This is a genomic window from Haloquadratum walsbyi C23, assembly GCF_000237865.1.
GTDB classification, from domain to species: Archaea; Halobacteriota; Halobacteria; order Halobacteriales; family Haloferacaceae; genus Haloquadratum; species Haloquadratum walsbyi.
This window is the reverse complement of the sequence record NC_017459.1, coordinates 970,759-995,112: the sequence shown is the minus strand read 5'-3', so window position 1 is coordinate 995,112 and position 24,354 is coordinate 970,759. Positions and strand designations below refer to the sequence as shown.

Sequence of the window (24,354 nt, the reverse complement as noted above, 5' to 3'; positions counted from 1 at the left end):
ATTAAGTAGATGATACAGAGTCCGCGCAGTGCCAGTAGTAATAAGGTCAATCAAACCCAAATGCCTGCGATACAACCGATGACACTGATGATATCCTACTTGTTGCACGATCATTTTTAATGTCACGCACAACGGCGCTAGCAACATGTTTCCCGTTAATGAGACACATCGGCATGCCGATTCCAGGATCGGTGAATGACCCTGCATGATACAATCCAGGGACGGCATCAGACCGATGAGCGGGTCGGAATGGACCGGTCTGTGTTAGTGTGTGTGCCAGTCCTAATGCTGTGCCATCCGGATATCCCATCGCCGCAAATTCACTAGTGCAGGCAGTCTCCTCGACGACGATCCGATCTCGAAGGTCGATGCCAGTGTGAACAGCAAGGTCAGTAAGTACTTTCTCACGGTACCGTTCACGAATAGCATCGCTATCATCAAGTCCAGGTGCGATTGGGACGAGAATAACAACTGTCGAATGACCATCAGGAGCGACTGTTGAGTCGGTTTGTGAAGGAACGTTAACATAATATGATGGATCCGTCGGCCATGTTGGATCATCAAATATCGATTCGAAATGTGATTGCCAATCAGTTGGCAGAATAAGTGTATGATGCTCGAGCGAATCAAGCTCACCCTCAACGCCTAAGTACAACAAAAACGCTCCAGGTGCGTATGTCCGCGACTCCCAGTATGAACCGTCGTGATCAGAGACCCCGTCGGAAAGTAGTTCACGGTCAGTATGTGCAACGGGGACGGTGCTAACAACACGGTCCGCGATATGAGTGTCTGCACTGGTTTGCACACGAACACCGGTGTCACTGTGGGCACGGCTAAGTCCAGTAACGGGTGTGTTTGTCTCAATATTTACGCCCAACTCGTGAGCAATAGTTTCGATACTATCGACGACGCTTGCAATACCACCTCTTGGATAGTATACACCCATATTAAAATCGACATGGCTCATCAGTGAGTATAACGCCGGAGTATTGTATGGCGACCCACCAAGAAAGACCAATGTATATTCAAGTAACTGCCGAAGTTTTGTTGAGTCGAAGTACGAGGCTATATGATCATCCATTGATCCAACAAGCGTAATGCCACGTGCTGCTCGGAGTAATCCGGGGTCAACCCAGTCACGAAAGCGTGGTCGATGTTTATATACGAATTCTTCCATTCCAATTTCATACGCATCTGCAGCCTGCTCAAGATATGTGTCAAGTGCTGCGCCTGCGCCGGATTCATATTGCTCAAAGAGCTCGCGTTGACCCTCTCGGTCAGCCGGCAATATTGCTGTGTCACCATCCTTCCAGAAGACACGATAATTAGGATCTAGCCGCGTCAGCGAATAATATTCTGTAGGGTCGTATCCAAGTTCATTAAAGAAACGTTCGAACACGTCCGGCATCAAATACCATGATGGACCCGTGTCGAATTGAAATCCTGATCGTTCAATGCGTCCAGCAACGCCACCAAGCGTATCCTGACGCTCAAGAATCGTGACATCGACACCGGCATCTGCAAGATAGCAAGCTGTCGAAAGCCCACTGAATCCTCCGCCAATCACAATCGTAGATGTCTCGCTGAGCGTATGCGTCATACTGTGTTTCTCTAAAGAAGCAGATGGCGATATGGGTGAAATATCCATCAACAATTATATTATATGCTGTTTGACTGCTATTATCGATGCCACAGTATTGTGGTCGTTCATCAGTGCAGGATTTGATGAGTCATATCAAAGGGTGTTTGAGCGCTGACTACATTAGAGACAGTGTATGACAAGTGCATTATTCATTGTTACGGAGGAAGGCTATTGGGGAGAAGAATGTATTGAGCCACTTACAACGCTTGATGACGCTGGAGTTACAGTAACTGTTGCAACACCTACGGGTGAACAACCAGTCATTGATGATCGATCAATTGATCCCGATGAGGTTGGTTCGGAATACGCTGATCATCTCTGTGATATTCATGAGAACGATCCTCGGTTAAATAATCCTGAAACGCTCGCATCTGTCGATGCAGCCAATTACGACGCTGTTGTGTTTCCTGGAGGTCATGGGACAGAATTTGACATCACGCATGACCAACATGCTCGAAGGGCGCTTCGAACTGCCGTCGAGGATGACCATGGTGTTGCACTCGTTGTATGTCATGCCGTTGGAATTCTCGCATTCACTCGCGGGTCCGACGGATCAATGCTTGTAGCTGGTCGGAATGTAACCGGATTCCCGAATGAGTGGGAAGAGGGAATCGTTGATGATGATGACTGCATGCCTGATGGACGAAAGCTCCCATATTGGGTTGAGGATGAAGTTCGAGCGGCTGGCGCAGAGTGGGATGCTGAACTTGATGCCGATACAAGTGTTACAGTTGATGGGAATCTAATCACCGGACGGGGACCAGGATCGAGCAGTGAGGCTGCAAAAACGTTGTTGGACAGATTGAACATTGAACCGACCGAAGCTAGCGCTAACGCTGACGACTGAATGGACTCTAGGTTGAAATGACAACAGCAATATAAATGATCATATTTTGACACATTTTGCTGTGTCTATATATGCCCTTTCCATTTTCAAAGCTGAACGCAGATTTTTTATCAGTCCCTTCTCCTTGCATAATTCACTCATTGAATCTGAATGCTCACAGAGATTGCTGACTCAATAATTGAGGACTCTAGGGCAATAAAACCCTGCGTATATAATATGTCTTTTTTATTACTCTACTTGTGATTCTGTGAGGTCAGCAAACACAAACTCAGCATTACTCCCAAGTGGATCGGTGACTTGTCGTGTACGAATATTATCGAATCCGGCGTTTTGGAGGTATGTGAGCGTTTGTTCTCGTCCAGGTGCAGAAAACAGCATCTCACCGCCCATCCATCCTCGACGGACTGTTTCATATCGTCCTCCTGGAAGTGTCATAAGAAGCGTCCCACCTGGGCGGAGGACACGCGTAAATTCGTTATAGACAGTCGAATGATTGCCACGGGGGACGTGAAAGACAGCGTGATAGGCGGTGATAGCATCAATCGAGTCACTTGCAATTGGAAGTTGTGTCATCTCCGCCTGAAGTAACCGTGCGGTTGGGACAATGTCGTGAGCAAGCTCAAGATTTTGTCGAGCGATATCAAGCCCAACGTTAGTGCCTGACTCAGAGAGATTATCTAGCGTTCGCGCTCCATCACCACATCCAACATCAAGAATAGTCGCATCCTGACCGACCATTGATTGAAGATCAAAAACAAGGTCTGCATCAGAACCGTTTGGATCACGACGTTGTGCGTACGTCTCGGCGATATCCTCCCATGCACGTTGTACAGCTTTCTTATTCATATGATAGCTATGGCTTGAATGATATTAATTTGCCTGGCAGAAAATTATAATCAGGTTGATTACATCGCATATGGATCAAATGATGGTCGGGTATCGATGTCAGAATCAGGCTCAGTTGGGCAGTCATACTGCTGATAAAGTCGCTTTCGAAGATCCGTATCAGACTGGGTGAATAACAGAACAACGCCAAATGGTATCTCATAGTTGTCGGCGCTTGGGCGGGCGGGATCAATGAATAATGCGGTGACAGCCGGATCATCAGTCCCAGGCACAGACTGTAACACTGATTCAAGCGGAAGCGTGCCAGTGAGAATATTTGGAATGAATGCACCATCAGGAAGCCCCGCTCGAGGTTGGACACAGCAAGCCCCAATGGGGGGTGCCGAGTCAGTGTCTGTCGATGACTCAAAGCCACCGTCGGGACCAGAATTTGACTGAGTGTCATCCTGATTGGCGAGTGTCACACACCGTGGTTCGGACTGACCGGATTCCCAGCAGGTATTAGCGACTGCTGGAAGCGTTGCATTGACTGCAAAGTCCATACGCACGCCACCAATGCGATCAATCGCTGTCAACCGCCACGCCTCTGCATCATCTGCTGGGTCACCTGAAATCGTTGCCTCGATTAAATCGCCAGTCCGAAGTGTGTCAACTGACTCCTGTATCGTTTCATATCCTGACTCATAGACCGTATAGAGCGTTAGCTCGTCAACTGCTTGCAGATTGAGATGTGGCACTGATGGAACAACACGGTAGACTCGAAAGCGACCTGATCGCTGAGTCATGAATATATCTACTGTACGTGCCGACGCTGTATATGTAGCTGGATGACTACTGTACTATTTCAATATAACTCTGATACGTATGTGTCAAATCAGATAATAATCATTCGGCGAAGTAACTTGTAAAGAACCCAGAAAGAAACGCCGAAACAGCAACTGCAAGGACAACATCACTTAGATCCCATGTATCATCACTATCAGCCATCGCAACTGTTGCTACGACACTAATCACGGTCGAAACAATGCCGTTGATAATATCAGTCCGTATTGGCATATATGATATAATACAGTGGACTCACATATATCTGCATATATCTGTATAACCGTATGAGACACTCCATCGAAACAGTACCATCATCGACGCACAAAATTCAGCATATGGAAATAAAAGCCTCACCATTAAGAAGTATTACGTATATACAGAATATGTGGCTGACTCACTGCTCGTATACGACGGAAGTAACCCAGCGTTTCGTGCGGCTGCAGCGACGGTAACATGCCGTCTTTCTAATGTTCGACCAATTCGGTGGGAGTCCAAATCAGTGCAGCAAATATTGGAAGCCCAATTTAATGCACATCCATTTGTATTCGCACTCATCGAAGATGAAACAATCTATGTCGGCGCTGCGACGATACGACGTATTCTTGAAGAATATAACGCTGCGAAACCACTGGTGGAAACACTCGAAGGTCTATATCCTGTCGTATCCGGACCATTTGGTCGAGTCGTGCACGGTCGTGAGCCAGCAGATATCAACGGGAGTTTCTCGTTGAAACCTGCAGCAGAAAAACAGCTTGTATCACTTCGCCAACGTCAGGAGATTCCTGTTGAAGCCACAGACACAGAAAACACCGATTCCGAAGTTGATGAGTCAGATTCACACGATATGCCAAATGAAAATGACGTTTAAAATTACTTTATGAATCACTGCACTCATAGACAGTTTCATGACGTAATTCATTCGAACGAACCCAATATATTAAACGGTCGATCAATCGGTGTCCCGATATTGAGAAATATGTTTGATTCTCAACTCGGTGACAGTGCATGTACGGAATGTTTCGATAATGATCCCCTGACGTTCTTGTTTTAATTTTTTTATGTATGACTGAATCTACTGATTCCGCGCAACGGTAGCGCGGAACGGGTCCGCCTCTGGACGACATGAAATTCGCTGTGTCGTCGTGAGGCCACCTGCTGTACAGTATTGGTCCACAAGACCATGTCGCTCGTCCATTGAACCTGCCTGCCATGCGCGAACGGCTTTTGTGGGAAACATTCGATTGCTAAAGCTGACGATAACTACACCATCATCATCAAGCACACGAGCAAACTCATCAAACACACGACCAGGATATTGAAGATACTGCACAGAAAGAGCACAAGTGACAGCATCAACAGAATTGTCTTGGAGTGGAAGCACTTGATTTTGATTTAAATCCTGGCAGAACCATTCATCAAGTATCTCATTTTCGCTGAGTTCGGCTGCATTAAGCCCATGACCAATGATATGATCATATGAAATATCATCTGGAAGGTGTGAGATCCAACTGCTCATCGCATCGAAGATGCGGTCATCAGGTGAAAGGACCGATGAATATGTATCAGTGAGTCGGGTTAGAAATCCATCGTCTGCATGTGTCACAAATCGTGGAGTATCATAAAATGCAGTATCAGATCGAGCATCTCGTTTTGCTCGGTCTTTCTCAGAAAGAAGCGGTGATATACTCTGCGTTGTCATAGGGTTAATATGAAGTCAATCGGTTTGAGTCCCCCGGTATTTATCACAATGTCTGTTGTCATATATAAGATAACATCAATAGTAATAAAAATTTCCTCAATCCACCGAAGTACATAATTATGCGGCAGTCGGTACTTCGAAATCGGCTTATTGATACAATTAGGTCCAATCAGCAGGAGTTTCGGGGGACTCTCTCAGATCTGATAGATGCAGGTCATCTTGATAACATAAATCAAGAAATTCTCCAAGATAATGTCGATAATATCAGATCAAAGAGCGGTGAAAACGTTAGCGCACGTGAGATGATGCTGCGATGGCGACTCCAGGTTCTTGATAATATTCAATTTGGACTTACACTCACTGGACCCGCATATGAGGATAACCCAATTCGATATGCGAATCAAACGTTCCGAGAAACAACCGGCTATACTCTATCGCAACTCCGCGGATCGAATCCTCGGATACTCCAGGGTCCGATGACGGAGGCCTCAGCAATCAACGCGCTCCGAGAAGCGACCCAAATCTGGGAACCCGTAACAGTCACGCTATGGAATTATCGGTATAATGGAGTACCATTTCGAACCCGGCTTTCAATCACTCCACTTCGAAGAGATGATGGAATGATCACGCACTGGCTTGGCGTACAGAGTGTTATTGACTCCTTGACCGAACTCTCAAAGCCAGAATCGGAAGCAGTAGGCAAGAGGATGTCCAAACGCAGATTCGATCTCAACTCTGAGATAATAGGAAAATATAAGCTGGAATGAATAGCCTAGCTCATCTAGTGTTCACTCTGATTCCGTTGTAACTGGGCGGGATCTATCGTCAGCCGTGTTGGCTTCGACTTGCGCATCCCACAGTGCTGCATACGCTCCGAATTCTTCAATAAGTGTCTCATGTGTTCCAGACTCGATGATTTCGCCATCATCAAGTACGATAACACGATCAGCATCTCTGATTGTTGAAAGTCGGTGAGCGATGACAAATGCTGTCCGGTCTGCAATCAGCCGATCAATACTCTGTTTAATTTGCTCTTCTGTCTCCGTATCAACATCACTTGTTGCTTCGTCAAAAACGATAATTGATGGGTCATTAAGTAGCGCGCGAGCAATCGCGACGCGCTGTCTTTGACCGCCTGAAAGCTTGATTCCGCGCTCACCGATTTGCGTGTCATACCCTGATGGGAGAGCAGAGACGAATTCATCTGCAGCTGCTGCTTTTGCGGCTTCAACAACCGCGTCACGATGTGAAGATGATCCTTGACGCTCGGATTCAAGAACGTCACTGTCACCGTATGCAATATTCTCAGCAACTGTCCCCGAGAATAAATATGGATTTTGCTCAACAACAGCAATCTCATCACGAAGCGCTTGGAGGTCATACTCGCGAATGTCTCGACCGTCAATGCGAATTGTTCCTGAATCCACGTCGTGAAGCCGGGAGACCAGTTTCACAAGTGTTGATTTCCCGGCTCCAGTCGCGCCAGCAAGTCCAACTGTTGTTCCTGGTGGGACATCAATTGAGATGTCTGTAAGCACTGACTCACGATCCGTGTAGCTGAAGTGCACATTTTCAAATGTTACTTGTCCATCAATGTTATCTGGGATAACAGGGTTTGCTGGTTCAGTAACTGTCGGTGTTTGTCCAAGAAGTCCAAAGACACGTTCAGCACTTGATTTAGCAAGTTGGTATTTATTTGCAGATCGACCGATTCGTCGCATCGGTGAGTAAAGTCGACGAAGGTATAGGAAGAACGCTGCAAATGCACCTGTCGAGATGACTGCTTGCTCGCTGGTAGATGCGGTGATTATCGAGCGTCCACCGATGAGTAACACAAGAACAAACACAATGCCGGTAAGCAACCGAAGACCAGCGAAAAACGCCCGACGGATACGGAGTGCAGCAACCTGCTCATCGTGGTAACTACGACTCTGTTCAGCAACGCGGTCACGCTCAAACGCATATCGATTGAATACCTTGACAACAGCGACACCACCAAGATTATTTTCAAGTCGGGTATTAAGCCGTGAAACTGTTTCTCGAATCGATTTATACCGCGGCTCAATCCATTGGAGGAACCCAGCACTCGCAATACCGATCAGCGGAACGGGTGCGAGTGCAATGAGTGCGAGTGTCGGTGCATAATACCAGAGAACAACCGCAATACCACTCACAGTTGCAACAACCCGAATAAGTTGTCGAAACTCTGTATTAAGAAACTGTTCAAGACGGTTGATATCACTATTGAGAATTGACAACATCCCTCCAGTTTGATGTGATGCAAAGAAATCCATTGAGAGATGTTGGAGGTGATCATATGTATCGTTACGAAGATCACGTTGGATTTTCTGCGCTGATGACTGGAGCAGATAGCGCGATCCAAAACGAGTAATAGAGCGGATAAGATATGCCAGTGCGGCGATGACGACAAGTTGCTCAAGAACGGCGATACGCGCTGCGGTACCTGTGATTTCCCCTGCAGTAAAAAGCCCAAGATCAGATAATAATCCGGGATCACCGCTTCCAAGCACAACGCGATCAATCGTTGTCGCAATGATAATGGGTGGGACAAGTCGGGCACCACGGGTGCCAATTGCGGCGAGCACACCAAGCAGAAGTCGGAGCCAGTATGGACGCGCGTACCCGAGTAAGCTAGTCATTGGGTGCCCGTCGACATGTTGTCGAATATCGCTAAAGCCGCCATTATCGGTACTCTGATCTGTCACTGATATAAAATACAATGATGAAAGGCAGATGTTTGTGAAAGACGATGCATGACGTATGAACCGACGCCGATATTTTCGTTCTTGTCTGTCATATTGAGAATAATCATACGCAAATGTATGCTAATATCAATTTATTTGAGCACCATTTCCTTCCTCATACCGCTTCCGTTCTTGAGTCGGATGATTTGTGATGTATACTTTCGTGTGATCTGGAACATCGTCAGTGACCCATGAGTTGGCACCGATACTCACATGATCTCCGACAGTCACCGGACCAAGAACTTTAGTTCCGGCTCCGATGACAACATGAGCGCCAATATCAGGATGTCGCTTATATCCCTTCTTCAGTGCATGCTGCTCTCCCTCTTCTTGTTCAAAATGAAGCGCCCCAAGGGTTACATCTTGATATAGTCGCACCCAATCACCGACAGTTGCGGTTTCACCGATAACAACGCCTGTTCCATGGTCAATGAAAAAATATTCACCAATTTCAGCACCTGGGTGAATATCAATCCCTGTTTGTGTTTTTGCGTATTCTGTTAGCTCTCGTGCATATTCAACTGCGCCTTCCTGATACATAATGTGTGCAACTCGCTGCATTGCGACTGCAAGGAAGCCAGGGTATGACCGGATGATTTCAGTATAACTTTTTGCAGCAGGGTCACCTTTGTATGCAGCTTCAGCATCTCGTTTGAGTAATGTTCGTATCTCTGGAAGCGTATCAAGAACATTTGTAACGACTTCATCGGCATTAACGCCTGGATATGGGCAGATTCCCGCATGAAAGAGATTACCAAGTTCATCAAGTGTATCGAGTATAGCTAATTCATCACGAATCAGTTCAGGTGCGTTCCAACAGGTTGGAAAAAATAGCTCCTGAAGATAAGATATTTCACCACGGCGATGCTCGCGCTCTGGAAAGCAAACAGAGACGTTTGTCGGGTACGGGTCAGTATCCGACTGATAAGCCTCAAACAACTTTTCGTTGGCGTCACCAGCGTACCGATATTCCATATTATTCATTCTCACTGCGGAAGTATGATATTAGCGTCTTCATATCCAGTCCTTGGATAATACGTTGACATTATCTAGTTCATATCGTCACTCATCATTTCAATATGGTAATAAATAATGTTCGTATGCAGCATTCACGGAAGTCTTTTGTTAATCTCTCCCCGAAAATTTGGATATATTCGGTGACGTTACCGAATTACAGGAGATATCATCGGACATGCATGAGGTTACAGTCGTTACAGATGAAGCGACGTTTACAGAAACAGCAGCACAAGCACCCGCAGGGGCGCGCGTTCCAATTGAAATAGAATTCACTACTGAAGACCCATTCACAGCGTATCGACGAGCGAGGACAGATACTGATGATGGAATATATTTAGAGACCACCGGTGGACAGTCCGGGTGGGGATACTTTGCAATCGACCCAGTTGAGCGTATTCAGGTGACTGGGTCAGCAGCATCAATTGGACAACATCCCCCTCAACAAGAAAGTATGGCTGAAAGAGGTGATGAGAGAAGCCAGGGTCGCGGACCAAGTCTTGATGAACTCGATAGTATCTTAGATCGCGAGACACTCATTCGTGGGGGCTGTACGGTCCCATATCCTTGTGGTGCGTTTGGATGGCTCTCATATGATGTTGCTCGGGAACTTGAATCAATCCCACAGACAACGCCACCGAGTGACCTCCCACGAGTACAGATTGGAGTTTTCGACCGTGTCGCTGCATGGGAAGAACCACGTTCGGATGGATCTGTAACAATGCACATTACAGCGTGTCCTGTAATTGAAGCAGACACGAATATAGGAGATGTGTATGAGCGCGGACTTGCGCATGCACGCGATCTCGTATCCCGTATTGATACCGGCACCACTTCCGTAGATGAACCATCGGTGTCTGCAGCAAACAATGCAATAACATTCAAGAGTGAATGCGGGACGGCAGCGTTTGAAGATCGCGTCCGGCAGATCAAGGAATATATCCGAGATGGAGATACGTTCCAGACAAATGTTTCACATCGTTTGAGTGCACCCGCTGCAATTCACCCTGTCACAACTTTTGATGCACTTCGAGAGGTGAATCCTGCTCCATACTCCGGGCTAATCGAATTCCCCGGTGTTGATCTTGTCAGTGCGAGTCCAGAGCTATTACTATCAGTCGATGGTGAGCGAGTGAGCACCGAACCAATCGCTGGAACGCGACCACGGGGTGAAACATCAGCAGATGATATCGATCTTGAAACGGACCTCACAGAAGATAGCAAAGAGCGTGCTGAACATGCGATGCTTGTCGATCTTGAGCGAAATGATCTTGGGAAAATCTGCAAGTATGGAACCGTTGATGTTTCGGAGTACCGTCGTGTTGATCGATATTCTGAGGTAATGCATCTTGTCTCACTCATTGAGGGGCAGCGACAGCCACAAACACAAATTGCCGATGCTGTCGCAGCGGTCTTCCCTGGTGGAACAATCACTGGTGCACCAAAGCCACGGACAATGGAGCTTATCGATGAAGTTGAGACAACGCGTCGAGGACCGTACACAGGGAGTATTGGAATCTTTGGATTCGATGACCGCGCAGTATTGAATATTACAATTCGAACACTTGTGCGACATGGTGATGAATATCGTCTCCGGGTTGGTGCTGGAATCGTTCATGATTCCGTTCCTGATCATGAATATCAAGAGACATTAGATAAGGCACGGGGACTCGTAAGAGCCGTTGATACGGCACTTGGTGAGCGAGGATCACTTACTGTCGGCACAACAGGGAATACATTAGACGAATCAGCAGCAAAGCAGGGCGCATCAATACAATCAGAGAGAGATGGAATAGAAACCGGTGATTCATCATGATTCTTGTTATCGACAATTACGATTCGTTTGCGTACAATCTCGTTCAGTACGTTGGGGAGTTCGACGAAGTCACAGTCCAACGTAATGATGCAATCGACTTAGATGACATCTATGCACTCGACCCTGATGGGATTGTTATCTCACCAGGTCCTGGGACGCCACAAGAAGCTGGGATATCGATAGACGTCTTTGCTGAACTGGAGTATCCGGTTTTAGGTGTTTGTTTAGGTCATCAAGCACTTTGTGCAGCACATGGCGCACCAGTCGGGCATGCGCCTGCTGTTGTTCATGGTAAATCATCAAAAGTGAGACATGACGGAAGCAATTTATATGATGATATATCCGATCCATTCGATGTTGGGCGATATCATTCATTAGCAGTTGAGCGACAAGATGTTCCCACGCCGCTTATCGAGACGGCTGCAACAGATGATGAGCAGGGTGTTGTCATGGGTGTTAGACATCCTGATAAACCGCATCATGGCGTTCAATTCCACCCCGAAAGTATTCTTACGAACGCAGGCAAGCAATTGATTAAGAACTTTTGTATGTCAATCGCTGACTGAGATGTGTCGATATTACAGTATTGGTTTTGTTTTTGACATCCTCCTCCGGGTTCACGCGGAGGAATCCCGAGCGGTGGGAGTTTCAGGTTCAACACTCCCACCCCCACCGAACAACCAGCCAGTGCGAATCTGAAGGGTTGTTCGCGGTCTGAGACGGGTGCGGGGGCGGGTGGGACTGCTGGCGGTGCCAAGCCGCCGGTACTCCTACTCCTATTCTCGACCATGTACGGCGTCCAAACGTTGTTTTTGCCTTGGGGAGTTCGGCAGGCGTTAGCAAACTCGGAGTTACTTTCAATGTTGCTTCCAAGCAGTCGGGCACAGCATCTGCATCTGCATCGGTTCAGCATCGGAACCGACCGTTCACCAGACTGGTTCCGATGATTGTCTTATTGCTTGGGGCGGACAGGCCGCCATCGTCGGACTGGCGGGAATCGCTCTGTTTCCAACCGATTCCTCTTTTATTGTGTGATTGCCTGTCATTTAAATATGTGTATTTTGAAATTTAAATCGAGCGATGACAGTAGGATTTTGGAGGGCGTGACGGCGCGTATCCACGGCCTGTAGTAGCTCACAGAAGAAGTGGGTGCTTGAGTAGACATGCATCAGTCAGAATAGTTCTCTCGCATCGACTGAGTGAATTAGTTCACCCAGAAGTTTGTTGAATCACTAAAGGGCGTGGTATTGCGCCTGCTCAGCATATAAGCGTAATCTCCATATCACTGATCGTGGCGAGATGAAATAGATGATACAGATACGTCCAAGTGAATCGCCGCAGGGTCAAGCCCTCAGGACATGCCCTTTAGATTCTGTAAGATAATATTTCTCTTTATTTTCAATCCTGTCTCATCTAACATGCCAGTCACTCATATAAGAAGTTGAGGATTTACTCATATCTTACCTCAAGAGCCCGACGACCTCAATATATTTAATATCAGCTTCATAGGTATAACAACTATTTCATGCTCAAATCAATATGGTATAGTATGTTTATAATGTAAAATCAAAATACGGCATAGAGCCACATTAAGAATCTATGACACTCATTATCGGCAAAATAATTATGAGACCAAGAGCCTTTTAACCTTCAGTGGAATTTGTCACACTGGGTACGACCCAAGACCAACTATGGCACAACCTGACTCATCCAGTTTAGCAGAAGTTCTTGATCGCGTGCTCGATAAAGGAATTGTCGTTGATACCTTTGCACGCATTTCACTTGTAGGTATAGAAATTCTAACCGTTGAAGCGCGCGTTGTGGTTGCTTCAGTCGATACCTTCTTGCATTACGCAGAAGAGATCGCAAAGATTGAACAAGCAGAACTCACTGCCGGCGCCGAGGCGTAACCGACGAGCCATCGGACGTCGTTTAGAGTGAACTGTGAACCAACCGTTAATTCCCAAATTTTTAATCGTAGTTTATTACCATAATCATGAGTGTAAGAAAAAAACGCGACGATATAGAGGCAACCTCTGAAGAGTTTAGAACAACCCAGCGTGAATTCGCAGGGTATGCTGATGACTTCGCAGCAGACGTTGAGACAAAACGCGACGTCAGTGAGTACCACGCGGCGTTTGAGACATTCGAGACAGAGATTGCAGAGGCGAGAGATGTATTCGTCCAGTATAATGATACATTCGACGCAGCAGTGGCTGCAGTTCTTCAGGATGTTTCCCAACGTCAGGACGATATCGCGGCTCTTCGCGCTGCATTTGAGAGATATCAAGATACGTTTGATGCTGATGTTTCTGAGTTACAAGATGTAAATCATCTTCTTATGGCGATTGAGGAATTCCAGACTGCAATTACTGAAACAGGTGCGGAATTCGATGCATATGCTGAGGCATTCGATGCTGATGTCGCTCAGATTCAGGATATCGATGACCTCCTCACAGCCATTGACTCAGTTGAGGATGCATTTGATGACGTCGAAGAAGCATTTGATGCGTATTCTAAGGCATTCGCCGCTGATGTTGATGCAATTCATGCTGATGTCGCTGCAGAAAAAGAGGCATTTGAAGCCGTTACGGATGCATTTGAGTCGTATCAATCAGAGTTCCATACTGTCGAAGTTCAAGCATTAATTGATGCAGTCGGTGCATTTGAGTCCGACATCGAGGATTTCAGCACTGAGTTTGAGGTGACAGCTGAGGAGTTCGCTACATACGTCGAAACATTCTATGGAATGTCGGACACTGAGAGTGATGCTGAGATCAAGTCTGAATCAGAACAAACAGAGCAAGTAGAAGTAAATACAGTAGGTGATGAGGGAAACGTGAGTAGGGCTGAGGCAGAATTCGAGACAACTTCCGCCTCAGCCGAATCTATAACTGAGGATGATATCAGCACCAGTGAAGGTACAACAGAGAGTATTGATATTGATGCTGAGTCAGAGTCAGATACAACAACAGACACTACTGAACTAACAATTGATACTCCAGATGGTATGGTCACTTGCCGTGTTTGCGGTGAACATTATCATGCGATCACAGAACCGCATCTGCAGACACATGGCATGTCGATTCAAGATTATCGTGCGGAGTATGGTGAGGATGTCCCACTCCGACCAGATGACGAAATACAATGACAAAGAACTCTCGCGAGCGGAAGGTGCGTGGATCACAGATTCGATCATCACGCGAAAATAAGAAGCGTCGTCGTGAAAATAAGTCTATCGAGCGTTTAAGACGAGCCGAAAGCGATGGTGGTTCAACCACAACATCAGGGTCAAACCAGCCAGGAACGTCCAGAAGCGCTGGCACTACTAGGGAGCTTGAAGATGAGTTCATTCCAAAAGAGCGTGAATTCATCGAGACTGATGCAGTGAAGAACGTTCGCCAGCGAATGGAACGATGGCTCACCGTTGACCGTCCGGTTCATTTAATTGGTCCGACGGGCTGTGGAAAAACCGCGCTTGCGATGCATGTTGCCCGTCAGCGTAATCAACCGGTTGTCTGGATTAATGGTGACACAGAACTCTCAACAAGCGATCTTGTCGGTGAATACGCAGAAAAAGAGCGGATATCAGAGCGTGATCAGTATATACACAATGTATTGAAGAGTAAAGAGATAGTCAAGGATCGATGGGTTGATAATCCACTGACACTTGCCGTTGAAGAAGGTGCAACACTTGTATACAATGAATTCTCACGAACCAAGCCTGTTGCAAACAATGTCTTATTATCTGTTTTTGAAGAAGGCGTTTTAGAGCTTCCAGGACAGCGTGGTGAATCACGGTATGTTGATGTCCACCCCGAATTCAGAGCGATATTAACCTCAAACTCTGTCGAGTACGCTGGCGTGCATGAACCACAAGATGCATTATTGGATCGTCTTATCGGTGTCTATATGGATTTTTATGACTTTGAAACTGAGGTTGAAATTGTCGATGCACAAACTGACGGTGATATCGGCATTGAGACCAGACAGCTTGTCGAAATAATCCGGGAGTTACGCGATCGGCTTCAGATTAATGTCGGAACGCGAGCAGCAATCATGGTGGCGGAAGGTGCAGGTACAGTCGATACAATTGATAGACAAGCACTCGTTGAACTCTCTGTCGATGCACTGGCATCAAAAGTCGCTCAGTATAGTGAAGTTCAAACACTTCGAACGGAAGTTCAGACCGTCATTGAAAACACTGACATTACCGTGTCATAAATTACGATAAAAGTGCCTCCAACAATGTCAAACAAAACAAAATGCGATGACAGATGGAACACGAGCAACTACAGTCATCAATGTGTTATTGACCATGATACGGAGGATAGACCGGCATGGTGGAGTAGTGATAACTATGACAAGTATGATGTCGACAGTTTGGTTGTCCAATCAGATTCCAATCAACATAACACATGTTCATCAAGCTTTAATCCAGTGATGATTCGAACTGATGGGGGTCGTGATAGCGAGGAGTCCGAGATGATGTCTGAGGAACGTGGAAATAAAAACCAAGCTGAGACAGTGAGTGAGACTGAAACTGTCGAATCTATTGGTATTATCGAAGCCCAAGAGTGTGCGAAGACAGCTGCTGAGGAATTGTTTGAACATGATTTTAAAAGTGTAATCAAGGTCGAAGCAGATGATAATAATGAATGGCGGACGGTGATTGAACTCGTTGAACGACGTGCTGTGCCAGATACGCAGGATATCATTGGTCGATATGAGATCAATCTTACTTCGACAGGAAATGTGGCTGGATATGAACTCGTTGAACGATATCAGCGTGGCGATATGAAAGAAGAACTATAATATTAGAAGCAGTATCGCGTGTCGACTCCTCAAATTACTGAGATAGGTAGAACAGGCAAATCAGAGGCGGGAAGCAACAGTACGTCGTTGTGAGCTGTTTTATTCATTTGAATGATTAGATATGTTATAACTCAAAATGATTTTTAGAGAAATATGGAGAGATCTTAATATCTAAACAACCTATGAAGCCGAGTTCCCCGACCCACTACTGCTCATGAAAACTTATTGAGGAATTCAATCCAAAATCTTGTCATAGAGTAGCTGCCGATACTGTTGTGTGAAACCGATGGTTCAAAATGTTTCACGGAGTACCATGGGGTCGGGGGTGAAGCCCGACACTCGAATCAGTGTTTTGTCTCCTCGATATACCGTTCAACCACTTTCTGACACCGCTCCCGTCACGTCGTTCCCACGTAGTATTCTACCGTCCAGAATCCACCACCCCAGAAATACGACTCCCGAATCTCGGGATCCCGCTCCAGCAACTGCTTACCCGGGTGTAACTTGAACTGCCGAGCAATATCCGCTAGACTGTGCTTCGAGTCAGTTTGCACAAACAAGTGTACGTGGTCGTCTTCGTCTTCGTCCGCGATCTCCAACGCCAAACTCCCGTGCCTGAAGTGCTGTCTTTTACCCATAAGTTCGTGGAGTCGTAACCGGACATTTCAGACGCTCTCAGAGATATTTTGAACGCAGCAAATCGAGGCGAGAAGCGACTCAGACAGTGATATCGGCTGTGGGGGTGACAGAACGCCGGTAATCAACTCCACTACAATTGTTCCAAAGAGATCCTGAAACTGTAGATACCGAGGATTTCAGTCGTGCTCGGCGATCCCATTCCGCTGAAATCCTGACTCGATTTGTGGGTAAGAGACAGGCCTGAAGTGGTCGGCAGTCTCATCAAAAATTCTCGCATATCGGCTTCCACGACATCGAGAACCGAGTGGCGATACTTGCAGGAACTAACCGAATCTGCATGACTACGATACTCTCCCATCCCTCATACCTATAGTTATCCCAGTCTGAAACGGTTGTCACAACATGGGTGAAGAGGCCACGAAAACCATTCACACGCGGCTCCACACAGCGTCTGGTGAACGGTCATGGCTTCACGACGGCCCGCCTCAACTCACGCGAGATATTCAACGACACTATCCGCCTCAAACAGCAAGAATACAATCGCACCGAGATACAGCGAGAGGTTGACCGCAACGACTTCCTACGGAACAACAACTGCGCGGTCGTCAGAAAAGCACTCCAAACATGGGACTCCTACCAGTCACTTCTTGACTGGTGGCGAGAACAAAATGACCCTGATGGCGGGGGAGCAAGCCGACACCACCAAGCACGGACAAGTCTGGTGCGTTCCCGCTTGCTTGCCGAGCAGGGAGTGCGAGCGCACGGCTAAGGGAATTACAAAAGCCTCGGATCGGGTCACCGTGCCCGAGGCTGTTTACTGGGTCCATCTGCCGGTCTCCCTGCCTAAAATATCGAGTATTAAACGTGGGACTTGTTTGTGGACGTAGACGAACGATTATCGGTCATTTTAATTATACGTGGTCAGCAAAAAGAGTGATATCAATGACGTTTCGAATTGCCGTCGCAAATGAGAAGGGTGGAGTTGGAAAAACAACCACAGCGATCAATGTCGCTGGCGCGCTTGCGGCGGCTGGATGCGAGGTATTATTCGTTGATCTTGATGCACAAGGGAATGGGACAGTTGGGCTGGGTCTCGAAGCCCAATATACCACCGAAGAGCGGTCACTGTATGATGCACTGACTGAGATCAACACCAGTAGTGCTATTTCGATTGATGATCTAATCTATGAACATACGGAATTTGACGTGATACCATCGCATATAGACATGTTCAATGCCGAAGCAGACCTCCAGACGGCGATGCGTGGGCGAGAACGGTTGTGGATGTTGTTTGAGGCACTCGAAGAATATGGTGATGACATGAATACAAACACAAACATAGGAGATTATGATTTCATTATTGTTGATGCGCCACCGTCGCTTGGAATGCTCACTGATAATGCATTATTAGCTTGCCGGAACATCCTTATTCCCGCGCTTGCAGAGGCTAGTTCACAGCATGCACTCAATATCTTGTTCGATCATATCGAGACAATTGAGGCAGGATACGGTATCGGAATTGACCCTATTGGCGTTGTATTGAATCGAATCGAAGTCGATGGTGAAGCAAATCGGCTTCGATCATGGTTTGATTCAGAATTTGCTTCATTACCATTATGGGAGATTCGAAACCGGGTTGCATTGAAGCGTGCCTGGGCGAATAGTGTATCAGTATTTGAGCATACTGAAACAACCGATATGGATGAACGATTTGAGAAGATTGCAAAGCATTTGATATCCAAGGCTGAACTCGAGAGGACAACGATATGACTTCGATATCCTCCTCCAAATGAACTCAGAGGGTCATAGATGATTGAAAGTCAAGATTACAGCCTTAGCATTGACATCCTCCCCGCCCTAAATAGCGCGAGGTTTTGCGCCTGCTCATCGGGTATAATGCTATAATTGGCTATTATGAGACGTTTTGAACATTTTATAAAATAGAATAGATAAGATTGATATCATATATGGGAAATTAACAACGGTGATATCAGTTTGTACACCCACCGTTACATTATTTATCATCGAGTTCAGTGCAAGATCATCATGTCATCTATCAATAAACTTTGAGGTAGACATGATTGATAGTATCAGATTATGATAATCGATTTATCAGTGCAGTGTTATAGCGACTATCACACCATCAATCACCTATGAGTGATAATTTATACACATATGGCGTCGTTGAACAGGAAGATATTGAACTCGTTGCCGATGGGGTTGGCGGTGCAGATAAAATATACACAGTCGAGTATCGTTCATTATCAGCTGTTGTTTCTGATATCGATACTACAGACCCTGAGCGAACTGATGAGGCTGTTACAAAGCATAATAATGTGCTGCAACAAGTTCTTGAATATGATGATGGTCGGACGATTGTCCCAATGAGTTTTGGAATGGCATTCAAAAATGGACGAACACTCAAAGGGATCCTCCGGGGAGCACGACGAGCATTGCGAAGCGCATTAAATGATATTGAGGGGACAATTGAATTGGGTGTGAAGGTCGTTTCAACAGGCGACGAATCAATCGATCAGTCATCGCTCCGTACAGATCTCAATGAACGTCTTTCATCAGTAAGTATCAATGAAACCGATGATGATCTCTTCAGTGATCGACTCATTTTGAATCGATCATATCTCGTCGAACGCACAAAACAATCTGCGTTTGATGATACAATCGACGAAATAAATAGTGACTATGGGGATGATGTAACGATTCAATACACCGGACCGTGGGCACCATACAATTTTGTCGATATTCACATCGGTGCAGACCAACAAGCAGGAAGAGGAGGTCGGTAATACATGTTACTTGTTGATGATTTATTGATTAATCCATTTTTATCATTACTAGATATTCTTCAGACAATGGCACTTGATGAACTGTACGACACTGATGGAATTCGTGATGAACTCAAGGAAAATCAGCTTCTATATGAGATTGATGAGCGCTCAGAAGAAGAGTACCGTGAGCGAAAACAAGAACTTGAGTTACAACTGAAGTTAGCTGATGAGATTAAATCCCAGATGGGAGATAAAATTGAGGTAAAAAAGTGATGCCACCAGACAATAATAATAATAATTATAATGATAATGATGATATCGGCAGTCCAGAGCACAATGACGCACTCAACGATAATAAAAAACCACGGACGTTTCTCAGAAAAATCCTCAATCGCTTCAAACTAGTCATCGAAGAACTTGCACAGATTGAGCAGCACGAGGACGGTCGTCGATCTCGAGGCGGAACAGCCACTAGTGGACAACTTTCGATTGATTACGACTATGATATCTCTATTGGGATTGATTCACACTTACAAACGGAAAAAGATAGGAAAACAAAAATACAGGCAGGTAATCTCTCGGGTGAGATAGACGATAACGATGAACCGCAGGCTAATACCACAGGGTGTGCGCCACATATCCAGGTTCAACCACGAAAGGATGGATTAGACGTGATTGCAGATCTGCCAGACGTAGATGCAGAAATGGTAGATGTGCAGATTGATTCAGACCGAGGCGAACTTGTTATTATGATTGCACATAAATCTCCTGGTGATATGACCAAATCAAAGCCAATCGATAACACACAGCAGGGTGAGTATACTAATACAGGTGAAATAACAGAGCGGATCGCAATTCCGAGCGGGATTCAGATTAGTGATACTCGATTCAAAAACCACGTCCTTACAGTGCATCTACAAGAGAGAGAAGAATAATACAATTTGATTACTATGTTATGTATGACCGGGCGTACGGTGGTGACCACGCTGGTTATACCACCAGCAATGAGATATAAATTATATTGAGAGTAATGCATGGTTGAGATTGGAAAGTAATATATGACAGATATACATCACAAAAAAGCAGAACAGGCAGTAAGGAAAGCAGAGCAAAACCGGAATAAAGCACGTCAAAAGCTACTTCAGCAGCGTCAGAAGTTGGCAGAACGACGAAAAAAGAACCGAGAGCAATCCGAAAAGGCACGAGGTCATACTAGTGACTCGATGAATCGAAATCCCTCAGCTTATTCAACCGTTCCAACGCAGAAGACAAACGAGCAGAACGCAGCTCGAAACGCTCACTCGACCGTTCCCACAGCGCCGCGGTATTCACAGATCTCCCCGAGTGAGCGACTCTTTGGTCTCCGATTCTACCGCGCTAAGCAATCTACTAATTCAAACGATAGTAAGTGACCCAAAACCAACACGCTCGCAGGGTGATCTTGCAGAGATGCTTGAGATGTTACTTGATAAAGGCGTTGTCGTGAATGCAGATGTTGCGGTCAGTGTCGGTGATACTGAGTTGCTTGGCATCGAGCTTCGAGCGGCAATCGCATCATTTGAAACCGCCGCGAAATATGGGCTTGAATTCCCGACAGGAACCGATATGGAACGTGTTGAGGAGGCTGCAAATGTAAACGATGATCCGAGGATGAACGTCGACACAAGCGCGGATGTTAACGCAACAGCAGAGCCTCGTGCGAATACGGAGCATATTGAAGAATCGGATAATTCATCGGCTGGGACAGGTGTCTCCGAATCAAGGATAATGACGGAGGAGCGTACAGTAGAATCTTCGGCGGATGGGTACAGTGGCGGTGATGATGAATCAGGCTCAGAGCGTGAGTAAGCATGGAACTCACACTTGATAATCAGGATAGCGATGTCAGTGGGGGCATCATTGCGCTTGTTGTAAGTGTTGTTGAGTTACTGGTTGAGGCTCTTGAACAAGAAGCAGTGAGACGAATGGAGTCTGGAAATCTCTCGGATGCTGAAGTTGAGCGACTGGGACGACAACTGCAAGCAATTGAGACAGAAGTTGAACAGCTCAAACAGCGTGAAAATATTGATGATGATGTGACTGAATTCAAGCGTGATCTTGATCATGTGGTCCGCGGTGCAATCAAACAAACGCGTACATATCAAAACGACGAAACAGCGGAAACGGCGGAGGCACATGATTTCATGTCAATATTTGATAGCACACAGACTGAGGATATACCCTCAAATTACACAGATAATATTCAATCAGAATGACAGCACATACTACTACAAACACAGGGGGAATAAACCAGATACCATTCCATAATAGACAGCGGAGACAGCAGACACAGCAGACACACCTGAGCAGACAGAGGATCACGGCTTAACAAAAGCGATGTATCAATGACTGATGATTCATTCTCCAGCGTCGAGAAGAGTAACAATGTGGGTGACGAGTCACAGACAGATGCAAGATCAACTAACATAGATAATGGACGATATATCTACTGCTTAGTCGATACAGGGTCACATATGTCTGAACCACCGTCTGACGATGAAATTGGGACAGATGGAATTGAGGGAGCATCACCTTCGATTGTCCATGCAAAGGGGGACGTAATCGATTCGAGTGGTCGTGTTGGGGCTGTTGTACACTCATGTACACAGACGTATGAAGCACCTAATTTAGCCACTGTACAACAACGGATCCTCAGTCATCAACGAGTCGTTGATGCTGCGGGATCAATATATGATACACCACTTCCACTTCGATTCAATACTGTTTTTGAGGGTGGTGATCAGAGCGTCCAAGCATGGGTGCACGATAATTATGATCAGATATACTCAGCATTAATGACACTCGCTGGGACGTGGGAATACCGGATCGGGCTTGTTTGGGATGCAAATCGGTTTGAATCATTGGCAGTCAAAACCGATGAAGAGTTACAGCGAATTGAGGATCAACGGACAAGCGCGAACGAAGGAACAGCATTTTTATTGAATAAGCAGTATAAACGGCGACTCGCTACACTGCGTAGTGAACGTCGGAACGAATTAATCGAGGTATTACAGACGAGCGTTGAGCCACTTGCAGCAGAAATAACTGAACAAGGGAGCCAAGATATTGACATTGGAGGATTAAGTGATCGTGAGATCAAGGGAAACGATGGTGAGACCGACACGTCAGATTGCGAGACTACGAGCGATACTAAGCGAAACGAAGACGAAGACAAGGAATTGATTGAACGGTTGGCTGTTCGAGTATCAGCGGATGCGGAGGCTGCGCTTGGCAACCGATTGGATGAATTTGTTGATCGGGACGGTGTCAGTGTAACATTTACAGGTCCATGGCCACCATACACATTCGCGCCAAATATTGGGTAGTATATGTATGCTAATCACATCTGATTGGAATCAAAATGTATGAAGCCAACAAAAAATGATACACACGCGATCGTTGAATTTATCGACGTGCTACTTCGAGAGGGTGCGGTTGTTCAGGCAGACGTGATTATTACTGTCGCGGATGTTCCACTCATTGGAATTAGCCTTCGAGCAGCGATCGCCGGGATGACAACGATGACTGAATATGGAATCTTCGAAGGATGGGATGCTGCCCATAGGACACAGACAGAGCGGTGAACTCCAAATTGTAATTTAATTAAATTGGACTAATATACTCGTTATCTTTGAACGATTGCCAAGGCGCTTCAGCCGTTTTCCTGGATTAAATGTAGATCGAATATTTGCGTATCACAGTTGAGACTGAATGTGACGCTCCGTGAGGACACAGATCATCACTCAACCGCCAGGCTGTGTCAAACAATAGACGCAACGATTGCACTTTTATACCAACCCTGTAAATCAGCGGATGCATGAAAGAAACAGTCGAGACAGATAATGCACCTGCCGCAGTTGGAGCATATAGTCAAGCAGCAACAAACGGTGAGATACTCATTACAGCCGGACAGTTACCAATGACGAGCGACGGTGAGTTGCTTGATGAAGCGTCTGTTGCAAGCCAGACCACACAGTGTCTTGAAAATATTGTTGCAGTGCTTGAATCAGAAGAGCTTAGACCTACAGATATTCTCAAAACGACCGTGTTTCTTGATGATATCGAGGATTTCGATTCGTTTAATAAAGCATATAGTTCATTCTTTGATTCGGATCCACCAGCCCGAAGTGCTGTCGGTGTCGAAGCTGTACCAAAGGGCGCAGCCGTCGAAATTGAAGCAATTGCGACTGTTGAGTGATTCCTTGGAGCAAGTTACGTGACGGACTCCGCACATGGTGACGAGCGAACTCACTGAGAGACCGTCGCGAACGGCTGTTCGCATATTGCGGTCAAAGAGTTGAGCTATTTCGGGAGACCGTTCCAGAGGCGACGTGACAGCATTTTGGGCGTTCCGACGCCTCTTCGAATACGCCGAATACCCGAGGAACACAGTGTCGAAGCCGTGCAGGTTGGTCCGCGCAATGTGTCGAGGCGGTGTTCGACGGATTTACCCACACGATAATAACCGTGAGCCGGAGTCTTTCGGGCACCAGCAGTGTGAGTGTGAGAACCACGCGAAATGAAATGGTTTGAAGAATGTCAATTTGAGGTATCTATGTCGTCAATAAAACGCAGACAATGGAAGCGCACCTGTAGATATGCGCTTGAACTGGGGGACATT

General features: G+C 46.2%; 26 protein-coding genes and 2 pseudogenes. 20 read left to right on the top strand and 8 right to left on the bottom strand.

Annotated features, from left to right (window positions below; translation table 11 throughout):
• Positions 1-46: 46 nt before the first annotated feature.
• Positions 47-1,648, bottom strand: a complete 1,602-nt coding sequence (locus HQRW_RS04305; protein WP_014555601.1) for a phytoene desaturase family protein — start codon at positions 1,646-1,648, stop codon at positions 47-49.
• Between the two features lie 127 nt (positions 1,649-1,775).
• On the opposite strand from HQRW_RS04305, the gene HQRW_RS04300 reads away from it, so the two are divergent.
• Positions 1,776-2,489 carry a type 1 glutamine amidotransferase domain-containing protein gene (locus HQRW_RS04300; protein WP_011571068.1) on the top strand — a complete coding sequence of 238 codons (714 nt, stop codon included), beginning with the start codon at positions 1,776-1,778 and terminating at the stop codon, positions 2,487-2,489.
• A gap of 228 nt (positions 2,490-2,717) precedes the next feature.
• Here HQRW_RS04300 and HQRW_RS04295 read toward each other — a convergent pair whose 3' ends face one another.
• The 3 genes from HQRW_RS04295 to HQRW_RS16080 form a co-directional block, all read right to left on the bottom strand.
• Positions 2,718-3,335, bottom strand: a complete 618-nt coding sequence (locus HQRW_RS04295; RefSeq protein ID WP_011571067.1) for a class I SAM-dependent methyltransferase — start codon at positions 3,333-3,335, stop codon at positions 2,718-2,720.
• A gap of 59 nt (positions 3,336-3,394) precedes the next feature.
• Positions 3,395-4,120, bottom strand: coding sequence for a hypothetical protein (locus tag HQRW_RS04290; RefSeq protein WP_014555600.1), 726 nt, complete (start codon positions 4,118-4,120; stop codon positions 3,395-3,397).
• Between the two features lie 100 nt (positions 4,121-4,220).
• The gene (locus tag HQRW_RS16080) at positions 4,221-4,391 is read right to left on the bottom strand and encodes a hypothetical protein (protein WP_011571065.1); all 171 of its coding nucleotides are present in this window, start codon (positions 4,389-4,391) and stop codon (positions 4,221-4,223) included.
• Between the two features lie 154 nt (positions 4,392-4,545).
• Between HQRW_RS16080 and HQRW_RS04285 the strand changes: the two genes are divergently transcribed.
• Complete coding sequence (locus tag HQRW_RS04285) at positions 4,546-5,028, top strand: hypothetical protein (RefSeq protein WP_014555599.1); 483 nt, start codon at positions 4,546-4,548, stop codon at positions 5,026-5,028.
• 204 nt (positions 5,029-5,232) lie between these two features.
• Here the strand turns inward: HQRW_RS04285 and HQRW_RS04280 are convergent, their stop codons facing one another.
• On the bottom strand, positions 5,233-5,859 hold the full coding sequence (locus tag HQRW_RS04280) for a class I SAM-dependent methyltransferase (RefSeq protein WP_011571063.1): 627 nt from the start codon (positions 5,857-5,859) through the stop codon (positions 5,233-5,235).
• Positions 5,860-5,978: 119 nt separating this feature from the next.
• On the opposite strand from HQRW_RS04280, the gene HQRW_RS04275 reads away from it, so the two are divergent.
• On the top strand, positions 5,979-6,626 hold the full coding sequence (locus HQRW_RS04275) for a PAS domain-containing protein (RefSeq protein WP_014555598.1): 648 nt from the start codon (positions 5,979-5,981) through the stop codon (positions 6,624-6,626).
• Positions 6,627-6,647: 21 nt separating this feature from the next.
• Here the strand turns inward: HQRW_RS04275 and HQRW_RS04270 are convergent, their stop codons facing one another.
• Both HQRW_RS04270 and epsC read right to left on the bottom strand, forming a co-directional pair.
• Positions 6,648-8,519 (bottom strand): ABC transporter ATP-binding protein, encoded by a 1,872-nt coding sequence (locus HQRW_RS04270; protein WP_049892262.1) that lies wholly within the window; start codon positions 8,517-8,519, stop codon positions 6,648-6,650.
• A gap of 192 nt (positions 8,520-8,711) precedes the next feature.
• On the bottom strand, positions 8,712-9,599 hold the full coding sequence (gene epsC / locus HQRW_RS04265) for a serine O-acetyltransferase EpsC (RefSeq protein ID WP_011571060.1): 888 nt from the start codon (positions 9,597-9,599) through the stop codon (positions 8,712-8,714).
• A gap of 217 nt (positions 9,600-9,816) precedes the next feature.
• Between epsC and HQRW_RS04260 the strand changes: the two genes are divergently transcribed.
• The 6 genes from HQRW_RS04260 to HQRW_RS16765 all read left to right on the top strand — a co-directional run bounded on the left by HQRW_RS04260 (position 9,817) and on the right by HQRW_RS16765 (position 16,269).
• A complete protein-coding gene (locus HQRW_RS04260; protein WP_014555596.1) occupies positions 9,817-11,454 on the top strand; it encodes an anthranilate synthase component I family protein in 1,638 nt (545 codons plus the stop codon).
• Positions 11,451-12,020: an anthranilate synthase component II gene (locus HQRW_RS04255; protein ID WP_011571058.1), complete on the top strand. Its 570-nt coding sequence runs from the start codon at positions 11,451-11,453 to the stop codon at positions 12,018-12,020. Before HQRW_RS04260 ends, HQRW_RS04255 begins: the two co-directional genes overlap by 4 nt.
• Positions 12,021-13,145: 1,125 nt before the next feature.
• Complete coding sequence (gvpA, locus tag HQRW_RS04250; RefSeq protein WP_011571057.1) at positions 13,146-13,364, top strand: gas vesicle protein GvpA; 219 nt, start codon at positions 13,146-13,148, stop codon at positions 13,362-13,364.
• An 86-nt stretch (positions 13,365-13,450) separates the two neighbouring features.
• Positions 13,451-14,605 carry a gas vesicle protein GvpC gene (locus HQRW_RS04245; RefSeq protein WP_014555595.1) on the top strand — a complete coding sequence of 385 codons (1,155 nt, stop codon included), beginning with the start codon at positions 13,451-13,453 and terminating at the stop codon, positions 14,603-14,605.
• Positions 14,602-15,678: a gas vesicle protein GvpN gene (gene gvpN, locus HQRW_RS04240; protein ID WP_014555594.1), complete on the top strand. Its 1,077-nt coding sequence runs from the start codon at positions 14,602-14,604 to the stop codon at positions 15,676-15,678. Before HQRW_RS04245 ends, gvpN begins: the two co-directional genes overlap by 4 nt.
• A gap of 12 nt (positions 15,679-15,690) precedes the next feature.
• Entirely contained in the window at positions 15,691-16,269 is a 579-nt protein-coding gene (locus HQRW_RS16765; protein ID WP_394324571.1) for a gas vesicle protein GvpO, read from the top strand.
• Positions 16,270-16,613: 344 nt separating this feature from the next.
• Here HQRW_RS16765 and tnpA read toward each other — a convergent pair.
• A pseudogene (gene tnpA, locus HQRW_RS04230) lies at positions 16,614-16,892 on the bottom strand (IS200/IS605 family transposase); the annotation flags it as partial.
• 418 nt (positions 16,893-17,310) lie between these two features.
• Between tnpA and HQRW_RS15405 the strand changes: the two are divergent.
• From HQRW_RS15405 to HQRW_RS04180, 11 genes and pseudogenes are all read left to right on the top strand, one after another.
• Positions 17,311-17,643: pseudogene (locus HQRW_RS15405) on the top strand (RNA-guided endonuclease TnpB family protein); the annotation flags it as partial.
• A gap of 207 nt (positions 17,644-17,850) precedes the next feature.
• A complete protein-coding gene (locus HQRW_RS04225) occupies positions 17,851-18,678 on the top strand; it encodes a ParA family protein (protein WP_014555590.1) in 828 nt (275 codons plus the stop codon).
• 383 nt (positions 18,679-19,061) lie between these two features.
• A complete protein-coding gene (locus HQRW_RS04220; RefSeq protein ID WP_011571052.1) occupies positions 19,062-19,712 on the top strand; it encodes a GvpL/GvpF family gas vesicle protein in 651 nt (216 codons plus the stop codon).
• 3 nt (positions 19,713-19,715) lie between these two features.
• On the top strand, positions 19,716-19,967 hold the full coding sequence (gene gvpG / locus HQRW_RS04215; RefSeq protein WP_011571051.1) for a gas vesicle protein GvpG: 252 nt from the start codon (positions 19,716-19,718) through the stop codon (positions 19,965-19,967).
• Positions 19,967-20,629: a gas vesicle protein GvpH gene (gene gvpH, locus HQRW_RS04210; protein WP_014555589.1), complete on the top strand. Its 663-nt coding sequence runs from the start codon at positions 19,967-19,969 to the stop codon at positions 20,627-20,629. Before gvpG ends, gvpH begins: the two co-directional genes overlap by 1 nt.
• A 123-nt stretch (positions 20,630-20,752) precedes the next feature.
• Positions 20,753-21,106, top strand: a complete 354-nt coding sequence (locus tag HQRW_RS04205; RefSeq protein WP_014555588.1) for a hypothetical protein — start codon at positions 20,753-20,755, stop codon at positions 21,104-21,106.
• A 37-nt stretch (positions 21,107-21,143) separates the two neighbouring features.
• The gene (gene gvpJ, locus HQRW_RS16890; protein ID WP_065757384.1) at positions 21,144-21,542 is read left to right on the top strand and encodes a gas vesicle protein GvpJ; all 399 of its coding nucleotides are present in this window, start codon (positions 21,144-21,146) and stop codon (positions 21,540-21,542) included.
• 2 nt (positions 21,543-21,544) lie between these two features.
• Complete coding sequence (locus HQRW_RS04195) at positions 21,545-21,949, top strand: gas vesicle protein K (protein WP_014555586.1); 405 nt, start codon at positions 21,545-21,547, stop codon at positions 21,947-21,949.
• Positions 21,950-22,078: 129 nt separating this feature from the next.
• The gene (gene gvpL, locus HQRW_RS04190) at positions 22,079-23,059 is read left to right on the top strand and encodes a gas vesicle protein GvpL (protein WP_014555585.1); all 981 of its coding nucleotides are present in this window, start codon (positions 22,079-22,081) and stop codon (positions 23,057-23,059) included.
• Between the two features lie 39 nt (positions 23,060-23,098).
• Complete coding sequence (gene gvpM / locus HQRW_RS04185; RefSeq protein ID WP_011571045.1) at positions 23,099-23,317, top strand: gas vesicle protein GvpM; 219 nt, start codon at positions 23,099-23,101, stop codon at positions 23,315-23,317.
• A 233-nt stretch (positions 23,318-23,550) separates the two neighbouring features.
• On the top strand, positions 23,551-23,931 hold the full coding sequence (locus HQRW_RS04180; RefSeq protein ID WP_014555584.1) for a Rid family detoxifying hydrolase: 381 nt from the start codon (positions 23,551-23,553) through the stop codon (positions 23,929-23,931).
• The last annotated feature ends 423 nt before the right edge of the window (positions 23,932-24,354 follow it).

What these genes read in the sequence shown, in the direction of transcription:
- HQRW_RS04220 (WP_011571052.1), top strand. Translation starts at nt 19,062, where the DNA reads ATGAGTGATAATTTATACACATATGGCGTCGTTGAACAGGAAGATATT.
- HQRW_RS04300 (WP_011571068.1), top strand. Translation starts at nt 1,776, where the DNA reads ATGACAAGTGCATTATTCATTGTTACGGAGGAAGGCTATTGGGGAGAA.
- HQRW_RS04255 (WP_011571058.1), top strand. Translation starts at nt 11,451, where the DNA reads ATGATTCTTGTTATCGACAATTACGATTCGTTTGCGTACAATCTCGTT.
- gvpG (WP_011571051.1), top strand. Translation starts at nt 19,716, where the DNA reads ATGTTACTTGTTGATGATTTATTGATTAATCCATTTTTATCATTACTA.
- HQRW_RS04275 (WP_014555598.1), top strand. Translation starts at nt 5,979, where the DNA reads ATGCGGCAGTCGGTACTTCGAAATCGGCTTATTGATACAATTAGGTCC.
- HQRW_RS04225 (WP_014555590.1), top strand. Translation starts at nt 17,851, where the DNA reads ATGACGTTTCGAATTGCCGTCGCAAATGAGAAGGGTGGAGTTGGAAAA.
- epsC (WP_011571060.1), bottom strand. Translation starts at nt 9,599, where the DNA reads ATGGAATATCGGTACGCTGGTGACGCCAACGAAAAGTTGTTTGAGGCT.
- HQRW_RS04280 (WP_011571063.1), bottom strand. Translation starts at nt 5,859, where the DNA reads ATGACAACGCAGAGTATATCACCGCTTCTTTCTGAGAAAGACCGAGCA.
- gvpA (WP_011571057.1), top strand. Translation starts at nt 13,146, where the DNA reads ATGGCACAACCTGACTCATCCAGTTTAGCAGAAGTTCTTGATCGCGTG.
- HQRW_RS04205 (WP_014555588.1), top strand. Translation starts at nt 20,753, where the DNA reads ATGACAGATATACATCACAAAAAAGCAGAACAGGCAGTAAGGAAAGCA.
- HQRW_RS04245 (WP_014555595.1), top strand. Translation starts at nt 13,451, where the DNA reads ATGAGTGTAAGAAAAAAACGCGACGATATAGAGGCAACCTCTGAAGAG.
- HQRW_RS04195 (WP_014555586.1), top strand. Translation starts at nt 21,545, where the DNA reads ATGGAACTCACACTTGATAATCAGGATAGCGATGTCAGTGGGGGCATC.
- HQRW_RS04180 (WP_014555584.1), top strand. Translation starts at nt 23,551, where the DNA reads ATGAAAGAAACAGTCGAGACAGATAATGCACCTGCCGCAGTTGGAGCA.
- HQRW_RS04290 (WP_014555600.1), bottom strand. Translation starts at nt 4,120, where the DNA reads ATGACTCAGCGATCAGGTCGCTTTCGAGTCTACCGTGTTGTTCCATCA.
- gvpN (WP_014555594.1), top strand. Translation starts at nt 14,602, where the DNA reads ATGACAAAGAACTCTCGCGAGCGGAAGGTGCGTGGATCACAGATTCGA.
- gvpH (WP_014555589.1), top strand. Translation starts at nt 19,967, where the DNA reads ATGCCACCAGACAATAATAATAATAATTATAATGATAATGATGATATC.
- HQRW_RS16080 (WP_011571065.1), bottom strand. Translation starts at nt 4,391, where the DNA reads ATGCCAATACGGACTGATATTATCAACGGCATTGTTTCGACCGTGATT.
- HQRW_RS04305 (WP_014555601.1), bottom strand. Translation starts at nt 1,648, where the DNA reads ATGGATATTTCACCCATATCGCCATCTGCTTCTTTAGAGAAACACAGT.
- gvpM (WP_011571045.1), top strand. Translation starts at nt 23,099, where the DNA reads ATGAAGCCAACAAAAAATGATACACACGCGATCGTTGAATTTATCGAC.
- gvpL (WP_014555585.1), top strand. Translation starts at nt 22,079, where the DNA reads ATGACTGATGATTCATTCTCCAGCGTCGAGAAGAGTAACAATGTGGGT.
- gvpJ (WP_065757384.1), top strand. Translation starts at nt 21,144, where the DNA reads ATGCTTGAGATGTTACTTGATAAAGGCGTTGTCGTGAATGCAGATGTT.
- HQRW_RS04295 (WP_011571067.1), bottom strand. Translation starts at nt 3,335, where the DNA reads ATGAATAAGAAAGCTGTACAACGTGCATGGGAGGATATCGCCGAGACG.
- HQRW_RS04260 (WP_014555596.1), top strand. Translation starts at nt 9,817, where the DNA reads ATGCATGAGGTTACAGTCGTTACAGATGAAGCGACGTTTACAGAAACA.
- HQRW_RS04270 (WP_049892262.1), bottom strand. Translation starts at nt 8,519, where the DNA reads ATGACTAGCTTACTCGGGTACGCGCGTCCATACTGGCTCCGACTTCTG.